Origin of the sequence: uncultured Brachyspira sp., assembly GCF_944388875.1 — a bacterium.
In the GTDB taxonomy this organism is placed as follows: domain Bacteria; phylum Spirochaetota; class Brachyspiria; order Brachyspirales; family Brachyspiraceae; genus Brachyspira.
Window position 1 is genome coordinate 12,105 of sequence record NZ_CALXKQ010000028.1, and the last position, 23,589, is coordinate 35,693.

A 23,589-nucleotide genomic window follows, 5' to 3' on the forward strand; every position below is an offset into this window, starting at 1 on the left:
TCCAATTATTACTATTTATATATAAAATACAAAAAATATTCAAATTGTAAAAAATCTATATAAATAGTTTTAAAATTTATTAAGCTTTTCTATCCTTTCAATAAAATCTTTAGGACTATTTAAAAAACCTTTTCTAGTTTCTGAATCTATAGGCATCTGCAATGTAGAAGACTTGGATATTATTTTATTATTTTCATCATAAAAAGTATATTCTGTTTTCATTCCATTTAAATATTCTGTAATAGCCGTATGTATTCTCACCTTTTGATTCAATTTAATAGAGTTAATATATTTTATTTCCAGTTTTACTATAGGCCACATAACACCTTTGGCAGTCATAATATCATAATCATAATCTATAATAGAAAGCATAGCCTCCCTAGCCTGCTCCATAAACTTTATATAATTGCCATGCCAAACAACACCCATAGGATCTAAATCATAAAAAGAAGGCTTTATATAATAATCATTCTCTAAATAAATTTTCTTTCTGTTTGTATTTTTATTCATAAACTAATTCCCCTTATACCAAAAATCATGGAAATTATACCACTGATAAGGATATTCTATAGCCTTTTGTTCAATAATAGAGGCAAATTCTCTTGTTAATTCCAATATAATTTCATTCTTTCTCTTTCTGTTTTTAAGCTCTTCATTATCTAATTTTATTTTAGAAGAATGTATATAAAAATTATATTTCTTTGAAAGTATTCTGTCTTTTTCTCTTAAAGCAAAAAAATAATAAACAGGATATTTAAGCAAAATAGGTATCAAAAAAGCACCGCATGGAAAAGGGGCTTCTTCTCCTAAAAAATTTATATAATTAACTTTATCAGTTTTGTTTGATGTTCTATCTCCTGCTATTGCAACTATTTCACCATTATTTAATTTATCTTCTATACTGATAATAGTTTGAGGACCTATATTTGATGCATCTATAAAATCTATAAAAGAATTATTTTTACCCTTACCCATAAATATATTAACGTTTTTATTAACTCTGGAATCTATTATTATGTTTATTTTATAATTCTTAATTGGGTTTCCTTCATTTATAACCGCCAATGCCTTTAAAAGTTCAATATTGCCTATATGTGAAAACAAAATTATCATTCCGTTTTTATCATTAAGCAAATTAACAACTTCATCATAATCTTCTTTAGTTTTTACTATCAAATCTTTTATAGGTATATCTCCATTCCAAGCAGCTATCTTCTCAGCAATAGAAACAACAAATGAAAGCAGATGTTTATAAGAACAGATTAAATTAGACTTTACTTTCTTATTATATTTTGACATTCTTTTAAGGTATTCTCTTGAAGCCTTCATTCTATTTTTAGAATAAAAGAAATAAACAATACTAATAGGAATCAAATATATTATAATAAAAGTTCTTCCTAATACTCTGTAAACAAAGGCAGAAAATAATGCTTTCCACCTATTGCCTATTTCTTTTTCCTCACTCCAATGACTCATAAGATAAAACCTCTAAGCAAAATAAATTTTACCATCTGAATATTTCTTATCTTCATCATATATTTTAAATGAAAGTATATTATTTAAGTATGTACCTTCAATAATAATATTAGAATTAGGAAAAATCATATTAACAAATTTTAATTTTAAAAGTTTTTTAACAGAATGATCTCTGCTAAAAATACTTCTATATATATCAAGAGTAATTTTCACCTGAGCTATAGCAGGTAAAAGTTTAAAATTTTCAAAATGCCCGTCAAAATAAGCCATTCTTTCATCTATAAAAACTTTTACTCTAAACATATCGGAAGTTTTTTCTTCTATCTCATAGTCCTTATAATTATCCAACTTAATTTCCTTGCATTACAGCATCAAGTGCTTTTCTGTCTATTTTTCCAATCTCTGTTCTTGGAATACTCTCTACAAAATATATCTTTTTGGGTAAAACAACATTCTCAAAATATCCTTTTAAATACTCTATAACATATCTTTTCATATGCTCTGCATTTCTTTCATTATTACTGAGAACTATAAAAGATGCTATATATTCTCTTTTGTCAGATTTGCAGTATATAGTATAACTGTCTTTAAAATGCTTATCCTGAAGTATTTGCCTGTCTATCTGCTGTACGCTTATTCTTTTTCCCTCTATCTTCACTATAGAATCTTCTCTGCCTATAAGCTCAAATTCATTTTCATTTTTCATATTAACAACATCGCCGACATGAATCCAAACATTATCCCCAGTATAGCCAGAACAGCATTCTATACTTCCCTGTTCATCAACTTTTAATTCAACTACACTAAGTCTAGTCCATAACTCATTTTCGCTTCTTCTTCTATAAGCCATAGCACCAGCTTCAGTACTTCCGTAAATCTCAGTAACATCAACACCGAATACATCTTTTGCAAGATCATTAACCTTCTTCTCTAATAATCCAGTAGATGAAAATAAATGCCAATCTGCTTTTATTTTTAATGAAGACTTATCTATTCTCTTTAAAAAAGCAGGAGTGGTAACTATAGTGATCTTTTTATACTCAGAAAAATTATTAATAGTTTCTAAATAATTAATTCTATTATCTAAAGATTTCAATTCAAGCATATAAGGAACTAACATAGCAAAAACAAAACCATAACTATGATAATGAGGAACTGTATACAAAAATATAGAGTCTGCTATCTCATCTTTAAATTGATTAACTATCTTCAAAGCCTCAGCTTCAAATTGTTTTAATGTTTTTTCTATAAGTTTAGGATATCCAGTAGAGCCTGATGTATAAAAATTAATATTAATATTTTCATCTATAGTTGTTTCTTTAAGCAGATCAAACCATTTATCATTGCATTCGCTTGAAAACATCTCATCCAAGTTTACAGCTGATTTATTAGTATCAGATATATATACCATAGAATTATCCAATATACTTTCAACATATTTTGGACTATTATTATTAAGTACATTTACTCTCTTTTTAAGAATAAAACCTGCAGCTGTAACTGCAATAAATCTATAGGCATCCTCTATAAATATAGTAATGGTATCCTCTTTGAATTTAGATATATATTCTAAACTTCTTACTATATCATTAATAAAATCTTTATATTTTACAGAATCTTTATTTTCTTTATGAATAAGAAAAATATCTTCTGAATCTTTTAATAAATAAAAATTTGTATTGCTTAATTTTCTCATATATTATTTATGCTCTGAATTTTCTCTTATGTATTTAGCCAATGTTGCCACAGAATAAAAATGCTGTTTATTATTTTCTTCTATATCCGAAAAACTTATATTGAATTTCTTTCTTATAGCAACCCCTATCTCTAAAGCATCTATAGAATCAAGACCTAATTCATCACCGAATAAAGGAGCATCAGTATCTATATCATCTATTGTCATGCCTTCTAAATTTGCCGCCTCTATTACTATTTGTTTTATTTGCTCTTCAATACTCATTTTATAAATCTCCTTTAAATTTATTTTATATAAATCTATAAAAATATAGAATCACTCTTTTATTAATTCGATTTTTCCCAATTTTAAATTAGGAGTATCTGTTGATATAAATTTAATAAAATCTATAATTGAATTTTCATCTTTTTTAATATTGCTGTCAATGATATTAATATTTATATCAGCATCCTCCGTAGAAATAATACATGAAAATGCAAAAGAATAGTTTGTATCTTTTGATATTGTTTCATAACTATCAGGCAGTTTTTCATCGGCTATAATTATAAGTGCCTTATTATGCTCAGAAGTTTTTAAAAAAGAAATAGCCTGTAAAAGAGCTGTATCAATAAAATTATCATAACATGTAACAGCAATTGCTCTTTCATGGTTATGATAGAATATTGTAAGCTGTGCTGCTGCTGTATTAAAAACAGAAAAACTAAAATTGGCAGGAGAAACTTCATGTTCTGTAACTATTTTTTTGGATATATTGTACTGCTGTTTTATTTCTCCGTATTTTGATACAAAAAATATAGGAATTTGATCATTTTCTTTTAAGATATCTTTCACAGCCTCAAATGATAATTTAGTTATTTGACTAAGTCTTCTCTTTTGTGCTCTTGGTATAAAATCCAAATCAGGATTAGTTTCTCCGTAAGAAATATTTATATTTTCATTTAAATTATCTAATATAAATTTTTTATCTATATTAGGGGCAAAGAAATCCCAATCTAATACTTTAAAACATAAACCCGACATAGCTTTCCTAATATAAAAATCATAGTTTAATCTTTATATTAAATTATACTAAATTATACTATAAAGTCAACTATTAATAATATATCAAATATGCATAAAAATTAATAAATTACTATATATATTTAATACTTTTTAATTATATAAATATATAATACATAAGTATTTGATATAATATTATAATAAATTAAACTATAATAATAATTCTGTTAATATTTTTAAGTTATATATTGACATTGGAGTGCACTCCAATGATATAATAACCAATAATTAATAGTTATAAATACTTAAATTTTTAAGGAGATAAATTATGACAATAGCAGAAGTAAGCAAAAAAACAGGATTATCTACTGACACATTGAGATATTATGAAAGAATAGGAATAATACCTGAAGTAGAAAGAAGCGAGAGCGGAATAAGAAATTATACAGATAGAGATTTAGGCTGGATAGAATTTTCAAAATGCATGAGAGGAGCAGGAATGTCTATAGAATCAATAATAGAGTATATAAAGCTATATAACAAAGGCGACGCTACATTAGAGGCTAGAAAACAGCTTTTAGTAAGTCAAAGAGATGCTATGCAGGAAAAATTAAATGATCTTCAGGCTACTGTAGATAAACTAAATAAAAAAATAGAAAATTACGGAAATCAAATGTCAGTACATGAAAAAGATATGCTGAAAACTAAAAATAATAATTAAGGATAAATATTTATGAATATAATAAAAATAAAAAAATATTTTTTAAGTTTATTAATTTTTATAACATGCATGTCATGCAATTCAGTTTACGGAGATAATACAACTATGGAAAATTTAAATACTTTAAATACTTTAGTTAATGTAAAAATAAAAGATAAAGAATACAAATTAAAATTATATGATAATCAAACAGCAAAATATTTTTTAGCTCTTCTTCCTCTAACTGTTAATATGAATGATTTAAACAGCAATGAAAAATATTATAACTTGAGTAAAAGTCTTACAACTAAAACTGAGAATATAGGCAATATAAAAACAGGTGATTTTTTACTATATGGTAATAACTGCATAGTATTATTTTATGAGAGTTTTAGAACTTCATACAGTTATACAAGACTTGGATATATAGAAAATATAGAAGGTTTGAAAGAAGCACTTGGAAGAGGAAGCATTGAAATAACTTTTAGTTTAGAATAAAAAATAAAATTTATAAAAATAACTATTGACATTGGAGTGAACTCTAATGCTATAATTAATAAACTAACAATCTTTTAGTAATAAAATTTAAGAGAGTTTATTAATAGCAACAAATAAAAAGTTGTGAGCATCTGCTAAATTTATTTAGCAGATAATTTGCCAAAGGCACGCAATTTTTATTAGCAATAATAGGATCATGTATGAAAACTGTAAAATTAAATAATGAAATTGAAATGCCTATATTAGGCTTCGGTGTTTTTCAAATACCAGATTATGAAGAATGCAAAAAATCAGTATTAAATGCCATTGAAGCAGGATACAGATTGATAGATACTGCATCAGCATATTTTAATGAAAAAGCCGTAGGTGATGCTATAAAAGAAAGCGGTATTGACAGAAAAGAATTATTTATCACTACTAAATTATGGATAACAGATGCAGGATATGATAATGCCAAAAAGGCTTTCGAAGTGTCTATGAAAAAACTTGGTTTAGATTATTTGGATTTATATTTGATACATCAGCCTTTCGGTGATTATTATGGTTCTTGGAGAGCTATGGAAGATTTATATAATGAAGGAAAAATTAAAGCTATAGGTGTATGCAATTTTTATCCAGACAGATTATTAGATTTAGTTATGCACAACAAAATAGCTCCTATGATTAATCAAATAGAAACTCATCCATTTTTCCAAAGAGAAGAAGACAATAAACTTATGAAAGAATACGGCATTCAAATAGAATCTTGGGGACCTTTTGCTGAAGGAAGAAATAATATGTTTACTAATGAAACTATCACAAAAATAGCAAAAAAATATAATAAAACTGCTGCTCAGGTTATATTAAATTGGCTTATAAAAAGAAATGTTGTTGTTATACCTAAAAGTGTTCATAAAGAAAGAATTATAGAAAACTTTAATGTATTTGATTTTGAATTAGATGATAATGATATGAATGAAATATTAAAGCTAGATACAAAACAAAGTTTATTTTTATCACATACTGATATTAAAACTGTAAAATATTTATGCAATTATAAAATTTAATACTTTGTAATTTAATTATAAATTTCTTCTATAGAAATAAATAAATATTAAAATTGCATTATAGGTGTATAGTTTATAAATTAATAAAAAGTATAAATAAGGATAAATAATGAAAAAAATATTTTTTACTTTGTTATTTACTTTTATTTTAATTATCACAATATTTTCATTAAATAAAAAAGCAGAGGCAAATACTAATATGGAAAACAATAAAAAAATAATTTTTAACTTTAATACAAAAACAGCAAAATTAAACAGCGGATATGAAATACCATTAAATGGAATAGGAACATATAGTCTATTAAATGACGAATGTTACAATTCTATACTATTTGCTTTACAAAATGGCGTAAGATTAATTGATACCGCCTATATATACAGAAACGAAAAAGAGGTTGGAAGAGCCATAAAAGATTCAAAAGTTGATAGAAAAGATATTTTTATTATTACAAAATTATATCCTAATCAATACAGCGATGCAGAAAATGCTATAAATGAAGCATTAAAAAAGTTAGGTGTTGAATATATTGACATGATGCTTCTTCATCACCCAAGCCCAAATGATGTTGAAGCATACAAGGCTATGGAGAAAGCAGTAAAAGAAGGAAAGATTCGCTCTATTGGACTTTCTAATTGGTACATTAAAGAATTAAAAGAGTTTATTCCTAAAATAAGTGTAATGCCTGCTTTAGTTCAGAATGAAATACACCCTTATTATCAGGATACTGATGTTATAGAGTATATTCAAAGTTTGGGGATAGCGGTTCAAGGCTGGTATCCTTTGGGAGGAAGAGGACATCAAAGAGAACTTTTAAATGATAAAGTATTAAAAGATATTGCTCAAAAATATAATAAGTCAGTTGCACAAATTATATTAAGATGGAATTTGCAAAGAGAAGTAATTGTAATACCAGGTTCCAGCAACAGAGAGCATATAATAGAAAATACAAATATATATGATTTTGAATTAAATGATGAAGATATGAAAAAAATAGCAGCATTAAACCGTGATGAAAAACATGATTGGTATTAAAAATTAATTGGAATATGATTGTATATATAGATTTTTTAAGTAAATAAAAAATTATATAACAAGTTTTGTTAGTAGTTAATTTTAAACGAGTTTATTTACAGCAGAAAATATAAAAATTTCGGGCGTCTTTTAAGTTTACTTAAAAGAGCCTTTAAGCTAGAAATTTTTATTAGCAATAACCATAAAAATTGTGAGCATCTGATAAATTTATTTGTCATATACTATGTCAAAGGAATGCAAAGCGGCAAACAATTTTTATTAGCAATAATAAAAAAATAAACGAGCTTCTAGTAACTTCAGTTGCTAGAAATTTTAAGCGAGTTTATTGATAGCAGTAAATATAAAAATTTCGGGCGTCTTTTAAGAGTCTTTAAGCCTGAAATTTTTATTAGCAACAACCATAAAAATTGTGAGCATCTGACAAATTTATTTGCCAGATAATTTGCCAAAGGCAAACAATTTTTATTAACAACAACCATAAAAATTGTGAGCATCTGCTAAATTTATTTAGCAGATACTTGTGGCGAACAATTTTTATTAACAACAACCATAAAAATTGTGAGCATCTGACAAATTTATTTGCCAGATAATTTGCCAAAGGCAAACAATTTTTATTAACAACAACCATAAAAATTGTGAGCATCTGCTAAATTTATTTAGCAGATACTTGTGGCGAACAATTTTTATTAACAACAATAGGAGAAATTTATGCAAAAAAGAAAATTAGGTAATTTGGAAGTATCAGAAATAGGTTTAGGCTGTATGGGAATGAGTCATGGATATGGGCCTGCTTCCAATAAAAAAGACATGATTTATTTAATACATCAAGCTTTGGATATGGGTGTAACTTTCTTTGATACAGCTGAATGTTACGGACCTTTTGAAAATGAAAGTCTTGTAGGTGAAGCATTAGAAAAATATAGAGATAAAGTTGTAATAGCCACTAAATTCGGAATACAAGTAGAAAATGGTAAACAAATATTGAATGCTAAACCTGATACTATAAAAAAATCTGCTGATGGTTCTCTTAAAAGATTAAAAACTGATTGTATTGATTTATACTATCTTCATAGGGTTGATCCTAATACACCTATTGAAGAAGTTGCCTGCACAATGAATGAATTAATAAAAGAAGGTAAAGTTAAACACTGGGGATTATCTGAGGCTGGAGCAAACACAATAAGAAAAGCTGATAAAATATGTAAATTAACTGCATTACAAAGCGAATATTCTATGATGTGGAGAGAACCAGAAAAAGAAATTATTCCATTATTAGAGGAATTAAATATAGGTTTTGTTCCTTTTTCTCCATTAGGTAAAGGCTTCCTAACTGCTACTATAGATAAAAATTCTTCATTTGGAAGTGATGATTTTAGAAGTATAGTTCCTAGATTTAAAAAAGAAAATTTAGAAATTAATCAAAAATTAATAGAACTTATAAAAATGATTGCTAATAACAAAAATATTACTCCTTCGCAAGCAGCATTAGCTTGGGTACTAGCACAAAAAAGATTTATAGTTCCCATACCTGGTACTAGAAGTTTAGACAGATTAAAGGAAAATGTTTCATCAGCAGATATAGTATTAACGGATAATGAATTAAATGATATAAATAAAGAGCTTTCAAAAATAGTAATATATGGCGACAGATATCCTAAAGAATATGCTGACAGAGCGGGAAAGTAATATTTTAATAATAAAAAATTTAGGGGGTATATAAATATGAAAAAAAGAATGCTTGGAAATTTAGAAGTATCAGAAATAGGTTTAGGCTGTATGGGATACGGGGTTGTGTATGATGAGCATTATGACAAAAGAGAATTAATATCCGTTATACATGAGGCTATAGAATTTGGCATTACTTTTTTTGATACGGCAGAGGCTTATGGTCCATACAAAAATGAAGAAGTTGTAGGAGAAGCATTAGAAAAATACAGAGATAAGGTTGTAATAGCTACAAAATGCGGAATAAAAACTGTAAATGGTAAGCCTGTACTTAATGCTAAAAGAGAAACTATAATAAAATCATTGGAAGGATCATTAAAAAGACTTAAAACAGACTGTATTGATTTGTACTATATTCATAGAGTTGACCCTAATACTCCAATAGAAGAAGCAGCAGATACAATGAAAGATTTAATAAAAGAAGGTAAAATAAAACATTGGGGTATTTCTGAAGCAGGTGTTAATACTATAAAAAAAGCTGATGAAGTATGCAAATTAACAGCCATACAAAGCGAATATTCTATAATGTGGAGAGAGCCAGAAAAGGAACTTATACCATTATTAGAAAAATTAAATATTGGTTTTGTACCTTTCTCACCTTTGGGTAAAGGATTTTTAACAGGAAGATTTAATAATGCTTCTGACTTTTCAAATAATGATTTTAGAAGTTCTATTCCTAGATTTCAAAAAGAAAATATAAAAGATAATTATACTTTAGTTGAAGTTTTGGAAGATATAGCAAGAAGAAAAAACGCATCAAAATCGCAAATAGCATTAGCTTGGGTGGTGCATCAAAAACCATTTATAGTACCAATATTCGGAACAAGAAAGATAGAGAGATTAAGAGAGAATATAGCTTCTGTTAATGTAGAGTTTAGCAAAGAGGAATTAGAAGATATTAATAAAGCTATTTCAAGCATAAAAATATATGGTGATAGATACCCAAAGGAGCATTTAGAGATAGTAGGAAGATAAAGAATTAATTAAGAATAAGTTTATTGATAGCAACAAATATAAAAATTGTGAACATCTGCTAAATTTATTTGGCAGATAATTGGAGCGAACAATTTTTATTAGAAATAATAGGAGCAATTATGAAAATATTAATAGCATATTATTCGCATTCAGCAAATACTAAAAAACTTGCTGAAATTATAGCAAAAGTTGTAAAATCAGAATTAAAAAATGTAACAACAGACTTCTTTTATACTGAACCAGAAAAACCATACTCATCAAACTATAATAAAGTACTAGACGAAGCTAAAAGAGATATAAAAAATAATCATAAACCAAAATTAAAAAACAGTATTGATAGTATAGATGATTATGATGTTATATTTATAGGAAGTCCTAATTGGTGGAATACTATAGCAAGTCCTGTAAGCTCTTTTATAAACAGTTTTGACTTTTCTAATAAAATTATTATGCCTTTCTGTACACATGGAGGAGGCGGAGCTGGTACAATAAGAGCAGATATAGAAAAATTAACTAAATCAAAACAGATTGGAAAAATATTAAGCGTATACGGAAATACAAGCAGTATAAATAATTCAGAAAACGAAATAAAAAAATGGATTAAAGATATAAAAATAAATGTAAAATAAAAAAATTAAATAATTAAAATAAAGGAGAATAAAAATGTCAGATTATGAATACAAAAAAGCACCAGAAAAAACAGTATTTATAAAAAAAGGAGAAGGGAAAAAATTCAAAGGTTCAAAGGAATGTTTCACAGGAGATGTTGAAGTAGAATTATTGACAGAGCCTAATGAGGATTCTCATTTTTCTGTAGCTTATGTAACATTTGAAGCGGGTGCCAGAACTGCATGGCATACTCATCCTTGCGGTCAGCATTTGATAGTAGTTGAAGGCATAGGACTTACTCAGGAAGAAGGAGGAGAAATTTTAGAGTTCCATGAAGGAGAAGCACTTTACTGCCCTAAAGATAAAAAACATTGGCATGGAGCCTCTCCAGACTGCAGAATGAAGCATATTGCAATAACAGGCGATAAAGACGGTAATAATGTTACTTGGTTAGAGCATGTTACTGATGAAGAGTATAATGCTTATAAAAAAAATAAATCATAAATTATATTTTATATACAAATTAATAAACTTGTTTTAAAACTAATTTTATTTATTAATTGTGTGGACTAGCCCTGCGAAGCGTGACTACGGCAGCCACTTCTTTTGTAACGCTGTCCGCCAGACCACAGCCGTGAAAGACCGCATATTTATACACTAAAATAATCATTTATACAACATATAAAATATTATTTTTTCATTGGTAAATTATAAAAATTTTATATTTAATCTTGTCAAGTACTTTTGGAATAAGTCTATTAAAAAGAAAATATGAATATAGAATTTATAAACAGATTTAAAGTATTAAGTATATAAGAAATATAGAAATTATAATATATCAATATTAGAAAATCAAGTTTTATATAAAAAATGCATCTTATAAACTGTTTATTTATGATAAATAACAATGTATAATTAATGCAATGATAAAAAATTGAGGATACAACTATGATATATAATATGTGGTATGCTGTACTAGATTCTAAAGAAGTAAAGAAAAATACGCCCCTTTTTGCTAAGAGATTAAATAAAAATCTAGTATTTTGGAGAGATTCTAATAACAATATATGCTGTATAGATGATAAATGCTGTCATAGAGGAGCTTCATTATCCCATGGAAAAGTATACAAAGATAATATAGCATGCTCTTTTCATGGATTTCAATTTGATAAAAATGGAAAAACAGTTATGATTCCAGCTCTTGGTAAAAATACTGAAGTTAACAAAAATTTTTTTGTTGAAGGTTATGAAGTAAGGGATTTATACGGATTTATTTGGTTTTGGTATGGAGATAAAGACAAAATTAATGATAAAATAATGTTTCCAGATGATCTAAAAGATAAAAAGTTTTCTTATTCTACAATAAAAGATGAATGGCATAATCATTATACAAGATGCATAGAAAATCAGCTTGATGTAGTACATATAGCTTTTGTTCATTCTAACACTATAGGAAGAGGAAATAAAACAGTTGTCAATGGACCTTTAGTAGAAATAGAAAATGATATTTTAAAATTTTATGTTAATAATGTTATTGATAAGGGGCAAAAAGCTCTAAGTGCTTCAGAAATGAACAAGGAAGACTTTAAATATTTTTTATATTTTTATTTTCCTAATACTTGGCAAAATTACATATTTGAAAAGATGCGTATATTTGGGGTATTTGCACCTGTTGATGATGAAAATACTGTTATATATATGAGATTTTATCAAAAAATAATAAATATGCCTATTGTAAAATCAATAATAAATATTATAGGCAAAAAATATTCTGATATTGTATTAAAACAAGATAAAAATGTAGTAAAAACCCAATCAAGCAAAGAATCTTATTTAGGTATGAAAGAAGAAAAATTAATATCGGGGGATAAACCTATAATAATATACAGAAGCACAAGGGATAAATTAAAAAAATCTAATAATTAAAAATAATTTATTGACTAAAAATAAAAAATTTGTTAAAGTAATGTATATGGTTAGTAAATCATTTGAAATTAGCTATTCTTTGAAAGATAATTCTGTTATTGTATTATCATTACAAAATAATATATATGATGAAAATTTGCCTCAGTTAAAGGAATTATTTTCCGAATTTCTCATAAAAAATATAAACAATATTATATTGGACCTATCTAAATGCATGTTTATAGAAAAAGAAATATGGGAATATATTATACAGTTAAAAAAAGATTTATCTCAAAATAAAGGGAATATAGTATTATCTAATATGTTTGGTGTTGTAAAAAGCGATTATAATTTAATGGAATTATCTAATTTTATAGACTCTTTCCAAGACATCAATGATGCTTTATACAATTTCGGTATATTAACTGATATTAAATCTGCTTAATTTTATTTTTATGCTTGAATTTTTCTTCTTATAGATATAATATATAAACATGAAAATTGTAAAAAACTTAATAACATTAGCATTATTCTTTATAGCATTTTTTATAATATATTTCTTTATATATTTTCTAAAAGTTTTGGATACTAACAATATATACAGCAATATAAATTTTGAGTCTATAAAAAACTTAATGGAACATTATTTCTTTGCTATTACAGTAGTTTCTGCAGCATCCACTATGATATTTATAGGAGCATTAAATAAATTTGTAGGAAATATATCTATAATACTTACTATAATAATATTATCAGCTTTTGTAACATTATATCCAGCATATACAATAGTATTTGATAAAAATGTTGATTATTTAAGAAATGAACTTACAGATAAAAGTTCATCATATATAGATGATAATGGTCGATTTTTTTCAAAGATTGATAATTATATAATAAGAGTAGGATATAAATTATTAGACAATACATATAAAAACTCAGTATTTATAGATCCTTCTGCAAGCGGAAGATTATATTTTGGAGATTACATATATATTACGGATAAAGAAATAGCATTACATGAAGTAACAGAAGTATATGGAGCATTAAGCAGTAAAAAATCTTCAATTATATTTGAAAGAAAATCCTTCAGCAACTATTTATCCAGCTTCACAACAGATGTAATATTTGGTTTTGAAGTATTCCCAATAATATCAACTTTGTTAAAATTAATAAGCATAACAGATATACCTACATACACTATATTTATATTGTTTGGTAATTTTATATTTTTATTTTTTAGTTTTTATATGTTAGGTTTATGTCTATTTTCCAAGCAATATCAATACCATAATATATTAAACGCTTTTGTAATATACGGTGTAATAAAAATAATACTTGCTATATTAATAGAACATTATAATTTATTAGAAATAATAATTCGCAATGTAAATTTCTGGAATATGTCATTTTCTTTATTTATAGCATCAATAATAATTATTATAGTATCATTGATTTTGAAAAAAATATTTAATAATGACAAAAAAGCCAAGAAAGAAATATAATTAAGGATATGAAATAAAATACTAAAATGAATCAGGTTATAAATGATTTTTGCAAAATAGATTTAAAAAAAGATAGTATTATAACGATAGGAAAATTTGACAGTGTTCATAGAGGACATCAAAAACTTATAAAGTATACTGTAGATTACGCAAAGAAAAATAATTTAATTTCTATAGCAATAGTAATAAAGAAAAAAAACATATCAATATATAATACAGAAGAAAATAATTCTTTTATAAAGTCATTAGGTATTAACTACATAATTGTTATTGACTTTTTACCAGAATTTTATACAATGGAAGCTAAAGAGTTCTTTAATAAATTAATAGAATATTATCGTATGAAGCATATTGCAGTAGGTGTTGATTTTGCTTTTGGAAAAGACAGAATTGGGGATAGAGATTTTATAGAAAGATATTCTAAAGAATGCGGTATTGGTGTAAGTTTTATAAAATTTCTTAACTATAAAGGGGATAAAGTATCCAGTTCTCATATAAGAGAATGTTTATCCAACGGCAATATGACAGATGTAAATAAAATGCTTGGAAGAGAATATTCTATGAGTGGTTTGGTAGTTCATGGCAATGCTTTAGGAAGAAGAATAGGATATCCTACAGCTAATTTGGAAATACCTAAAAATATATTTATACCTAAAATGGGAGTTTACAGCTCAACTGTCAAAATAGGTAATACAGATAAAATTTATGAAGCTCTTACTTTTATTGGAATAAGCAATATTAATAAAGAGCTTAGAGTAGAAAGTCATATATTGGATTTTTCAAAAATGATATATGGTAAAAAAATAACTGTTGTATTACTCAAATATATAAGAGATAATATAAAAGTTAATTCTATAGATGAAGTAAAAAAATTATTAGAAAATGATGAAAAAAAGATAAGAAAATATTTCAAAAGGAGAACAAAAAAATGTCTATCACAGCAGACGAAAAAGCAAAAATAATCAAAGAGTTTGGTAAAAATGATAAGGATACAGGTTCTACAGAAGTACAAGTAGCACTTTTAACTAATCGTATAACTTATTTGAAAGGTCATTTTCAAACTCATACTAAAGATAATCATTCTAGAATGGGACTTCTTAAAATGGTAGCTAAAAGAAGAAAACTTCTTAACTATTTGAGAAAAACTGATATAGAAGCTTATAAAAATCTTATACAGAAATTAAAATTAAGAAAATAATTAGGAAAAAGTGACAAGCTATAAAATTTAATACCCTCTTGGTATTTTTTTCAGCTATAAAGGAGTATAATATGGTCACAGTTAAGAGTGTTTTTTGCGGAGAGGAATTAATATTAGAAACAGGACTTTTAGCTAAGCAGGCTCATGGTTCTGTAACTTTAAGACTTGGAAATACTACAATACTTGCTACTGTAGTTGCTGCTAAAGAACCTAATCTAGAATCTGACTTCTTTCCTCTAACAGTTAATTACAATGAGAAGTATTATGCAGGAGGTAAAATTCCGGGCGGTTTTTTTAAAAGAGAGGCTAAACCTAGAGATAAAGAAATACTTATATCACGTATTATAGACAGACCTTTAAGACCTTTATTCCCAGAAGGTTTTAGAAATGAAGTTCAAATAATACCAACTGTTCTCTCAGTTGATTCGGATATGCCTACTGATGCTTTGGCTTTGATAGCTTCAAGTGCAGCACTTACTATATCTTGGATACCTTTCGGAGGACCTGTAGCTGCTGTTAGAATAGGATATAAAAACGGAGAGTACATAATAAATCCTAAAAACAGCGAACTTCTTTCAAGCGAACTTGATATTATTGTTGCTGGAAGTAAGGATGCTATTTTGATGATAGAAGGAGAAGCTAGAGAAGTTTCTGAGGAAGTTTTCATTGGGGCTATAGAACTTGCACATAAAGAGATGCAGAAGTATATAGATATGCAAAATGAAATGGCTTCTCTTTGCGGAACAGAAAAAATAGAACAGGAATTATTTGAATATGATGCTGATTTAGTAAAAATGGTTACAGAATATGGAAGAGAAAAGATAGAATCAGCTAATTATAATCCTGATAAAACTAAAAGAAATGAAAGTATGGATAATGCTTTTAATGAAATAGAAGAATACATAAAAACTCAAACTGAAGATGAAAAACTAATAGCACAGGTTAAAGGAATATGTCATTCTATAGAAGAAGAAATAGTAAGAGAAGCTATAGTAGAAAAAGAAATGCGTCCTGACGGCAGGGCTTTAGATGAAATAAGACCAATAAGCACTATGATAAATTTAATTCCTAGAGTACATGGTTCTGGACTTTTTACTCGCGGACAAACTCAATGTTTATCTATAGTTACATTGGGAAGTGAAAAAGATGCTCAGCTAATGGATGATATATACGGTAAAGAAAATAAAACTTTCATGCTTCATTATAATTTCCCTCCATTTTCTGTAGGAGAAGTAGGACGTTATGGTGCTCCAGGAAGAAGGGAAATAGGACATGGTAATTTGGCAGAACGTTCATTTAATGCTGTACTTCCTTCCAAAGATAAATTCCCTTATACTATAAGAGTTGTCGCTGAAATATTAGAAAGCAATGGTTCTTCATCTATGGCTACTATTTGTGCTTCTACTATGTCTTTACTTTCTGCAGGCGTTCCTCTCAATGCAAGTGTTGCTGGTATTGCTATGGGGCTTGCTACTTATAAAGACGGATATAAAATACTTACAGATATACAAGGTGTTGAAGATCATTTAGGTGATATGGACTTTAAAGTTGCAGGCACACGCAAAGGCATTACTGCTTTTCAGCTTGATATTAAACTTACAGGAATATCTGCTCAGATATTAAAAGAGGCTTTAGAACAGGCTAAAAAAGCTAGATATTTTATACTTGATAAAATTGATGCTACAATATCAAATGCAGGAGAAGTATCTGATTTTGCTCCTAAATACAAAACTATGGAAGTAAATCCTGAAAAAATCAGAATATTAATAGGACCTGGAGGAAAAAATATCAAGGCTATTATAGAAGAAACGGGAAGTGATGTAGAAATACAGGACAGCGGTATTGTAAATATATTTTCCCCTGATACTCCTACATTGGATAAAACTATAAAACTTATCAATTCTTATGTTAAAGACCCTGAGATTGGAGAAGTTTATGACGGTGTAGTAAAAGATATTAAAGACTTTGGTGCTTTCATAGAGATACTGCCTGGTATTGAAGGGCTTTGTCATATATCTGAACTTGCTTATAAACATGTTATGAATGTAGAAGAGGTTTTGAAGATTGGAGATGAAGTTAAAGTAAAAATTATAGATGTAAAAGGCGGAAAGTATTCATTAAGCAGAAAAGCATTGCTTGAAAAACCTGCAGATTACGTTGAAGAAGAACATAACAACAGCGGAAGAAGAGAAAAAAGACATGATAATAGAAAGAAAAGATATTAATTAAGATTATTATAAGATAAAAATAAAAACGAGCCTTAAATAAAGACTCGTTTTTTTATTGTATTAATGTTTGCTTTTTATTATTCTACTTCTTTTACATACACTTTATTCATAGTAGAATTTTCAATAGGATTATCATTATGATCTCTTTTTAATGCCACTATCTTATCAGCAACATCCATACCATTAACAACCTCTCCCCAAATAGTATATTCACCGTCTAAATGAGGTGCATCAGCCACACAAATAAAAAATTGAGAACCAGCACTATCAGGATGCTGACTTCTAGCCATAGAGCATATTCCTCTTTTATGATGAGCATTACTAAACTCAGCAGGAATATTAAATCCAGGACCTCCTGTTCCATGTAAATGCCTTTTTGTAGCGTCTTTACTTACAGGATCTCCACCTTGTATCATGAATCTAGGTATTACTCTATGAAATCTAATTCCGTCATAAAAACCTTCATTAGCTAATTTTTTAATAGCTTCAACATGTTTTGGTGCTAATTTTTCATAGAACTCTATTTCTATAGTACCATAATCTGTTTCAATAAATAAATGTTCTTTCATTTTTTTATCCTTAATTAACTGTTTTTACATAAACTCTATTCATTCTAGCAGGCTCAAGAGGATTATCATTAGCATCTCTTTTTAATGCCACTATCTTATCAGCAACATCCATACCATTAACAACCTCTCCCCAAACTGTATACTGACCATCTAAAAAAGTTGAATCAGCTACACAAATAAAGAACTGAGAACCCGCACTATTTACACTTTGACCTCTAGCCATAGAACATATACCTCTTTTATGAGAAACATCATTAAACTCTGCAGGTATAACAAAATTAGGTCCTCCTGTTCCATGCAAAGATCTATTAGGCTGCTTACTTAAAGGATCTCCGCCCTGAATCATAAACCCAGGTATTACTCTATGAAAAAGAGTACCATTATAGAAACCTTCATTAGCTAATTTTTTAATAGCTTCAACATGTTTTGGAGCTTTATCAGGAAAGAAAGCTATTTCTATAGTACCGAAATTTGTTTCAATGAATAAATGTTCCTTTGAAGCTTTAGGCTTTTGTGCTATCAATACTGCAGCAAATACAGCTATTGTTATTACAACTATTAAAACTATTTTTCCTTTTTTTAACATTAAATAATATACCACCTCTTAAATTATTTTATTTTTTATATATAACCATATAAATTAATATTCGTAATTATTTAGTAAAAAATTTATTTATAAATAACAATTATTCTGTTTCTTCATCAGTCATCATTTCATTATCAGCTGGAGTTTCTTCATCAGTTATTACTTCATTATCAGCTGCTGCTTCATTTTCATCAGTTATTGCTTCATTATCAGCTGCTGCTTCATTTTCATCAGTCATTGCTTCATTATTATCAGATGCTGATGTATTTTCTTTAGCTGTTATATTGTTAATATTATCATATTTTTTATTAGGATCATAAGTTCCCTCTCTAGTTTCACCTTTAAGACTAGGTATAAGAAGTATCTGTCCGTCAGTGATTATATTAGGGTCTTTTATTTGATCCTTATTAGCTTCATATATTTTTCTCCAAAAATTTCCATCACCGTATATGAAATCATAAGAAGCTATAAGCCATAATGAATCTGTATTAGCTTTTCTTAACTGAACAACATAATATTGAGGGAAATTGCCGTCATAAATATAGTTATTATTATCCATATTATCAGCATTATTGCCGTTATTATCTGTATTTCCTCCGTTAATATTGTTATTATCAGTATTATTATTACCGTTCATAGCTAAGGCATTATTTTCCATTAAATTTACCAAATCAGTAACATTTTTAGAATGCATTAAAGATTCAGAATATTTATTTTCAGATAAAGTTTTAGATGCTGATGCCAATGAATTAGAAAGTTCATTATAAAGATTAGGGTCTTTTTCATTTAAGCCGTCTTTTCTAGCTTTCTCCATAGCTTCCTGAGCTTTTGCATAAGCTAAAGGAGCTTCTAATTTATCAAGAATAGCCATAGCATCTCTTGAACTTGTTAAAGAATTAGTATAATCTCCGTCACTGAGTAATTTTTTTGAATCATCTCTTAAAGATGTGATTTGCAAATCATTATTATCTCCGTTAGTTAATACTGATTCCTGCATTAAATATTCTCTTCTTAAATCTATAGATAAAACATTATATCCTAATTCAGATTTATCTGCAGATTTATTATATTCAAGCATAGTATTTGTATAATCAACACCATTTGTAGCTGTTTTAAACATATTATTTGCTGAATTAATATCATTTACTGATAATCCATACAATGTTGTAGTCAATTCATTACTATCTCCGCCTACTCCCTTAAATAAACTTAATTTTTTCTCAGCATCTTTCTGACTATTTAATACATATTGATAAAAACCATATCTAGATATAATTTTATCAGAATATTCTTTACTTAATTGAGAATATTCTATACTCTTATTATAATCACCTGCCTCATGTGCTTCTATAGCCATTTCTCTATATCTTTGTGCCAATTTATAATCATCAGTTTCAGAAATATTATTAGTATCCTGTCCGTATAAGAAACATGATAAATACAAAGTAATAAATAAAAATAATCCTTTTTTCATTTTATAAGCTCCCAATTTCTATAAAATTGTTATTTTTGAGATGATTTTCTTAATTCATCCAATTCCTGCATTTTTGCTTCAGCCTCTTTTAAAGCTTTAGCACTTTCATCATATCTTTGTTTAGTTGTAAAATATGCTTTATGATGATATTTTTTTACATTTAAGAAACAATTAACTGCCTCTTCATAATTATTTGTACTTAAAGCAGACAATGCATTTAAATAATTTAATTCAGCAAACTCATAATTATCTTTATCTACTCTATAGGCTTTTATATCTTTAGAATATTCTCTTTCTAATGTTGTTTCCTGTTTTAGAACTTCAGCATATTGAGGAAGCCCTTCATTTAATACTGTTTGATAAGAATTTGATGCTGCTGTAAGAAGTTCTTTTACCTTTTCTGGCTCTTTATCTTCATCTATAAGTATTATAGCTTCAGAATAATTTGCTTCTGCTATATCGAACTGTTCTTTGGAATAGTTTTGCAAATCATACTTAATTGTTTTATCTCTTAATGCTGTGGCATCCTTATATTCTTTTAAGGGCATTGTAGTACCAGAGCATGATATTATAAAAAATAAACTTAATGATAATGTTGAAACATATTTTATTAATTGCATAATTACTCCAAACTATTTTATAAACATAATATGATAATAATATACCTCAATATTATACTACTAAATATAAAAGTCAATAGTAATTAAAAAAATTATATTTAAAATAAAAAAGACAAGATAATAAAATATATATTATCTTGTCTTGATAATTCAAAATCAAATAATATTAATTATTTGTAGCTGTTTGATTAGTATCTGCAGCAGCAACTTCACCTTTATAAGTATAAATCAAATTTGTACCTGAAGCTGTAGTTATAGTTAATACATCTCCATTCAAAGAAATTGTATCAGCACCATTTAATATTTGTAAATATTCATTTTCTACTGCCATATCTTCTTCAGGTCCAGCCATTTTAGTAGAAGCTAATGCAGTAAATACAATTTTATCACCGTCTAAAGAAAACTCACTCATATAACTATTGAGAGCTGATTTTCCTCCTACCATATTAGTTTCTGGAAAAGCTATAGTTACTTCTTTTCCTTCATACATATTAGTAAGTGCATATTCTTTTCCTACTAAATCAGTTACTGTTACTGTAACTGCTGATATAGAAGCATTAGTATCTGCGGCATTTGAAGCAGTATCTGTTGATTGTGCATTGTTACCGCATGACACTGCAAATATAGTTCCCATTACAATAAGAACCAAAGACAATAATTTTTTCATATCATTTTCCCCAAAATAAAATTTTATGAAAATTATATTATAATTATTCTTTTTATCAATGTTATAAACAGTAATATTTACAAAAAAACTAATTTTTTTTACAATTTTTTTATTTTTTATTAAAAATTATTTTGCACCTGCTTTTTTTAATATTTCTACGATATCTTTATGCCCTCTTTGAACTGCATAAGTTAAAGCACTTTTTCCATATTTATCTTTAATATTTAAATCAGCACCAGCATCAACTAATATGCTTACTATCTTTGAATAACCTCTTAAAGAAGCACATATTAAAGCAGTTCTATTTCTAACATTACCGATATTCAAATTGTCTCCTTTTTTTACTAAAAGATCAACAACCTCTGTAAGTCCCTCTTCAGATGCTTCTATCAGAGGTGTTTCTCCCATTCTGTCTTTTGTATTAAGCTCAGCACCAGAATTAATAATTTCTATAGCTCTTCTTGTATCTCTTTTTTCTAAAGCATCCATTAATGGAGTTCTTTTCTGCTGAGAAAATAAGGATAAACTAAAAGCCATTATAAAAATTAAAACTATAATTTTTTTCATAAAATATATCTCCTTAAAAAATTTATATAATTAATTCTATTTAGCACCTGCGGATTTTAAAATTTTTACTATATTCTGATGTCCCCTTTGATTAGCATAACTTAATGCCGTTTTACCGTATTTATCTTTCATATTTATATTAGCTCCTGCATCAATCAATAATTTAACTATATCATAATATCCTCTTGTAGAAGCTCTCATTAAAGCCGTTCTTTTATTATTATTAACATCATTTAAATTAACTTTTTTGCTTATAAGTAATTTTACAACTTCAGGCAACCCTTCTTCTGCGGCTTCTATCAATGGAGTTTCACCTCGTCTATCTCTTACATTAAGGTCAGCTCCTGAGTTTATTAATTCTATGGCTTTTTTAGTATCTTTCTTCTCCAAAGCATCCATTAAAGGATTTCTTTTTTGCTGAGAAAATAAAGATAAACCAAAAACCATTATAAAAATTAAAATTATAATTTTTTTCATAAAATATATCTCCTTAAAAAATTTTTATCTAATTAATTTTATTTAGCACCTGCAGATTTCAAAATTTTTACTATATTCTGATGTCCTTTCTGATTGGCATAAGTTAATGCTGTTCTTCCTCTGTTGTCTTTAATATTAACATCTGCTCCTGCATCTATTAAAACTCTTACTATATTTGTATAGCCTTTTGAAGACGCTCGCATCAAAGCTGTTCTTCCCCATTTACTTTTAAGATTTAAATTTACTCTATTTTCTATAAGCAATTCTACAATCTTTATATGTCCGCCTTCTGCAGCTTCTATTAATGCATTCTCCCCAGCTCTATCCTGCTGATTAATATTAGCTCCTTCTTTTATAAGAGTTCTCACTTTATTTATGTCACCCTTTCCAGCAGCATCAACAATAGGTATATCACTTTTTGAAAATGCATTACTATAAACTAAAAGTGTTAAAAAAATAGAAAATATCAGCATTTTAATTTTAAAAATATTCATAAAATCTCCATAGCTTATTATTTTATCTGTCAAGAATAGTATAATAAATATGCAGAAGATTGTCAATTTTTTGTAAATAAAATTTATATAAATTTACACTTTTTATTCTTTATGTAAACTAATTTTATAAAAAATGATTTATAGGATGTTTAAAAATAAATATACTATGTTTTTCTAAATAAAAAATATATTGATATATTATTATAAATTTTCTATTTCTTTTATGCTTAAACCTGTCAATTCACTTATGAGGTTTAAATCCATATTTTTATTTTTCATATTTTTTGCTGTTAATATTTGATTTTCTTTTATGCCTTTTTCTATACCTTCCTGTCTTCCTTTTTCTATACCTTCCTGTCTTCCTTTTTCTATACCTTTTTCCATACCTTGTTTGAAGCCTTCCTCTCTTTCATACTGAAGCATTACAGCTTGTCCGTAAAGAAAAGTATCTCTCTCATTATAGGCTGACATCTCTTTTTCATCTGCTACAAATCTTTTATATTTATCTATTACTTTACTCATAATTTCATTACCTCCTATTAACT

General features: G+C 27.1%; 28 protein-coding genes and 1 pseudogene. 14 read left to right on the top strand and 15 right to left on the bottom strand.

The window, feature by feature from the left end:
• Nucleotides 1-69: 69 nt before the first annotated feature.
• From Q0J69_RS12410 to Q0J69_RS12435, 6 genes are read right to left on the bottom strand one after another with little or no spacing between them, the layout of a single operon-like run.
• Nucleotides 70-510 (bottom strand): acyl-CoA thioesterase, encoded by a 441-nt coding sequence (locus Q0J69_RS12410; RefSeq protein ID WP_297208038.1) that lies wholly within the window; start codon nucleotides 508-510, stop codon nucleotides 70-72.
• Nucleotides 511-513: 3 nt separating this feature from the next.
• Entirely contained in the window at nucleotides 514-1,476 is a 963-nt protein-coding gene (locus tag Q0J69_RS12415) for a glycosyl transferase family 2 (protein WP_297208040.1), read from the bottom strand.
• A 12-nt stretch (nucleotides 1,477-1,488) separates the two neighbouring features.
• Complete coding sequence (locus Q0J69_RS12420; protein ID WP_297208041.1) at nucleotides 1,489-1,824, bottom strand: 3-hydroxyacyl-ACP dehydratase; 336 nt, start codon at nucleotides 1,822-1,824, stop codon at nucleotides 1,489-1,491.
• 1 nt (nucleotide 1,825) lies between these two features.
• Nucleotides 1,826-3,172 carry an AMP-binding protein gene (locus tag Q0J69_RS12425; protein ID WP_297208042.1) on the bottom strand — a complete coding sequence of 449 codons (1,347 nt, stop codon included), beginning with the start codon at nucleotides 3,170-3,172 and terminating at the stop codon, nucleotides 1,826-1,828.
• A gap of 3 nt (nucleotides 3,173-3,175) precedes the next feature.
• Nucleotides 3,176-3,436, bottom strand: coding sequence for a phosphopantetheine-binding protein (locus Q0J69_RS12430; RefSeq protein ID WP_297208043.1), 261 nt, complete (start codon nucleotides 3,434-3,436; stop codon nucleotides 3,176-3,178).
• A 51-nt stretch (nucleotides 3,437-3,487) separates the two neighbouring features.
• Nucleotides 3,488-4,192 (bottom strand): beta-ketoacyl synthase chain length factor, encoded by a 705-nt coding sequence (locus tag Q0J69_RS12435; protein WP_297208044.1) that lies wholly within the window; start codon nucleotides 4,190-4,192, stop codon nucleotides 3,488-3,490.
• Nucleotides 4,193-4,499: 307 nt separating this feature from the next.
• On the opposite strand from Q0J69_RS12435, the gene Q0J69_RS12440 reads away from it, so the two are divergent.
• From Q0J69_RS12440 to pnp, 14 genes are all read left to right on the top strand, one after another.
• A complete protein-coding gene (locus tag Q0J69_RS12440; protein ID WP_297208045.1) occupies nucleotides 4,500-4,892 on the top strand; it encodes a MerR family transcriptional regulator in 393 nt (130 codons plus the stop codon).
• 12 nt (nucleotides 4,893-4,904) lie between these two features.
• Entirely contained in the window at nucleotides 4,905-5,369 is a 465-nt protein-coding gene (locus Q0J69_RS12445) for a cyclophilin-like fold protein (protein WP_297208047.1), read from the top strand.
• A gap of 200 nt (nucleotides 5,370-5,569) precedes the next feature.
• The gene (locus tag Q0J69_RS12450) at nucleotides 5,570-6,415 is read left to right on the top strand and encodes an aldo/keto reductase (protein WP_297208049.1); all 846 of its coding nucleotides are present in this window, start codon (nucleotides 5,570-5,572) and stop codon (nucleotides 6,413-6,415) included.
• A 109-nt stretch (nucleotides 6,416-6,524) separates the two neighbouring features.
• A complete protein-coding gene (locus tag Q0J69_RS12455) occupies nucleotides 6,525-7,448 on the top strand; it encodes an aldo/keto reductase (protein WP_297208051.1) in 924 nt (307 codons plus the stop codon).
• A gap of 708 nt (nucleotides 7,449-8,156) precedes the next feature.
• On the top strand, nucleotides 8,157-9,134 hold the full coding sequence (locus Q0J69_RS12460; protein WP_297208053.1) for an aldo/keto reductase: 978 nt from the start codon (nucleotides 8,157-8,159) through the stop codon (nucleotides 9,132-9,134).
• A 36-nt stretch (nucleotides 9,135-9,170) separates the two neighbouring features.
• The gene (locus Q0J69_RS12465) at nucleotides 9,171-10,148 is read left to right on the top strand and encodes an aldo/keto reductase (RefSeq protein ID WP_297208055.1); all 978 of its coding nucleotides are present in this window, start codon (nucleotides 9,171-9,173) and stop codon (nucleotides 10,146-10,148) included.
• A gap of 119 nt (nucleotides 10,149-10,267) precedes the next feature.
• A complete protein-coding gene (locus Q0J69_RS12470; RefSeq protein WP_297208057.1) occupies nucleotides 10,268-10,777 on the top strand; it encodes a flavodoxin in 510 nt (169 codons plus the stop codon).
• A gap of 34 nt (nucleotides 10,778-10,811) precedes the next feature.
• Entirely contained in the window at nucleotides 10,812-11,261 is a 450-nt protein-coding gene (locus tag Q0J69_RS12475) for a cupin domain-containing protein (protein ID WP_297208059.1), read from the top strand.
• A 444-nt stretch (nucleotides 11,262-11,705) separates the two neighbouring features.
• A complete protein-coding gene (locus tag Q0J69_RS12480; RefSeq protein WP_297208060.1) occupies nucleotides 11,706-12,683 on the top strand; it encodes an aromatic ring-hydroxylating dioxygenase subunit alpha in 978 nt (325 codons plus the stop codon).
• A 46-nt stretch (nucleotides 12,684-12,729) separates the two neighbouring features.
• Entirely contained in the window at nucleotides 12,730-13,107 is a 378-nt protein-coding gene (locus tag Q0J69_RS12485; protein WP_297208061.1) for an STAS domain-containing protein, read from the top strand.
• A 49-nt stretch (nucleotides 13,108-13,156) separates the two neighbouring features.
• A complete protein-coding gene (locus Q0J69_RS12490; RefSeq protein WP_297208062.1) occupies nucleotides 13,157-14,164 on the top strand; it encodes a hypothetical protein in 1,008 nt (335 codons plus the stop codon).
• A 26-nt stretch (nucleotides 14,165-14,190) separates the two neighbouring features.
• Entirely contained in the window at nucleotides 14,191-15,126 is a 936-nt protein-coding gene (locus tag Q0J69_RS12495; RefSeq protein ID WP_297208063.1) for a bifunctional riboflavin kinase/FAD synthetase, read from the top strand.
• Nucleotides 15,093-15,362 carry a 30S ribosomal protein S15 gene (rpsO, locus tag Q0J69_RS12500; protein ID WP_297208064.1) on the top strand — a complete coding sequence of 90 codons (270 nt, stop codon included), beginning with the start codon at nucleotides 15,093-15,095 and terminating at the stop codon, nucleotides 15,360-15,362. The genes Q0J69_RS12495 and rpsO overlap by 34 nt, the downstream gene beginning before the upstream one ends.
• 71 nt (nucleotides 15,363-15,433) lie before the next feature.
• Nucleotides 15,434-17,587: a polyribonucleotide nucleotidyltransferase gene (gene pnp, locus Q0J69_RS12505; protein ID WP_297208065.1), complete on the top strand. Its 2,154-nt coding sequence runs from the start codon at nucleotides 15,434-15,436 to the stop codon at nucleotides 17,585-17,587.
• Between the two features lie 80 nt (nucleotides 17,588-17,667).
• Here pnp and Q0J69_RS12510 read toward each other — a convergent pair whose 3' ends face one another.
• The 9 genes and pseudogenes from Q0J69_RS12510 to Q0J69_RS12550 all read right to left on the bottom strand — a co-directional run.
• The gene (locus tag Q0J69_RS12510) at nucleotides 17,668-18,159 is read right to left on the bottom strand and encodes a peptidylprolyl isomerase (protein WP_297208067.1); all 492 of its coding nucleotides are present in this window, start codon (nucleotides 18,157-18,159) and stop codon (nucleotides 17,668-17,670) included.
• Between the two features lie 10 nt (nucleotides 18,160-18,169).
• Nucleotides 18,170-18,745: a peptidylprolyl isomerase gene (locus Q0J69_RS12515; RefSeq protein WP_297208069.1), complete on the bottom strand. Its 576-nt coding sequence runs from the start codon at nucleotides 18,743-18,745 to the stop codon at nucleotides 18,170-18,172.
• A 100-nt stretch (nucleotides 18,746-18,845) separates the two neighbouring features.
• Complete coding sequence (locus Q0J69_RS12520) at nucleotides 18,846-20,219, bottom strand: hypothetical protein (protein WP_297208071.1); 1,374 nt, start codon at nucleotides 20,217-20,219, stop codon at nucleotides 18,846-18,848.
• Nucleotides 20,220-20,248: 29 nt separating this feature from the next.
• A complete protein-coding gene (locus tag Q0J69_RS12525; protein ID WP_297208073.1) occupies nucleotides 20,249-20,839 on the bottom strand; it encodes a hypothetical protein in 591 nt (196 codons plus the stop codon).
• 166 nt (nucleotides 20,840-21,005) lie between these two features.
• The gene (locus Q0J69_RS12530) at nucleotides 21,006-21,506 is read right to left on the bottom strand and encodes an META domain-containing protein (protein WP_297208074.1); all 501 of its coding nucleotides are present in this window, start codon (nucleotides 21,504-21,506) and stop codon (nucleotides 21,006-21,008) included.
• A gap of 126 nt (nucleotides 21,507-21,632) precedes the next feature.
• Nucleotides 21,633-22,073 (bottom strand): ankyrin repeat domain-containing protein, encoded by a 441-nt coding sequence (locus Q0J69_RS12535; RefSeq protein ID WP_297208076.1) that lies wholly within the window; start codon nucleotides 22,071-22,073, stop codon nucleotides 21,633-21,635.
• Nucleotides 22,074-22,109: 36 nt separating this feature from the next.
• Nucleotides 22,110-22,550 carry an ankyrin repeat domain-containing protein gene (locus Q0J69_RS12540; RefSeq protein WP_297208078.1) on the bottom strand — a complete coding sequence of 147 codons (441 nt, stop codon included), beginning with the start codon at nucleotides 22,548-22,550 and terminating at the stop codon, nucleotides 22,110-22,112.
• Nucleotides 22,551-22,588: 38 nt separating this feature from the next.
• Nucleotides 22,589-23,044, bottom strand: coding sequence for an ankyrin repeat domain-containing protein (locus Q0J69_RS12545; protein WP_297208080.1), 456 nt, complete (start codon nucleotides 23,042-23,044; stop codon nucleotides 22,589-22,591).
• 201 nt (nucleotides 23,045-23,245) lie between these two features.
• Nucleotides 23,246-23,589, bottom strand: a pseudogene (locus Q0J69_RS12550) (ATPase); the annotation flags it as partial.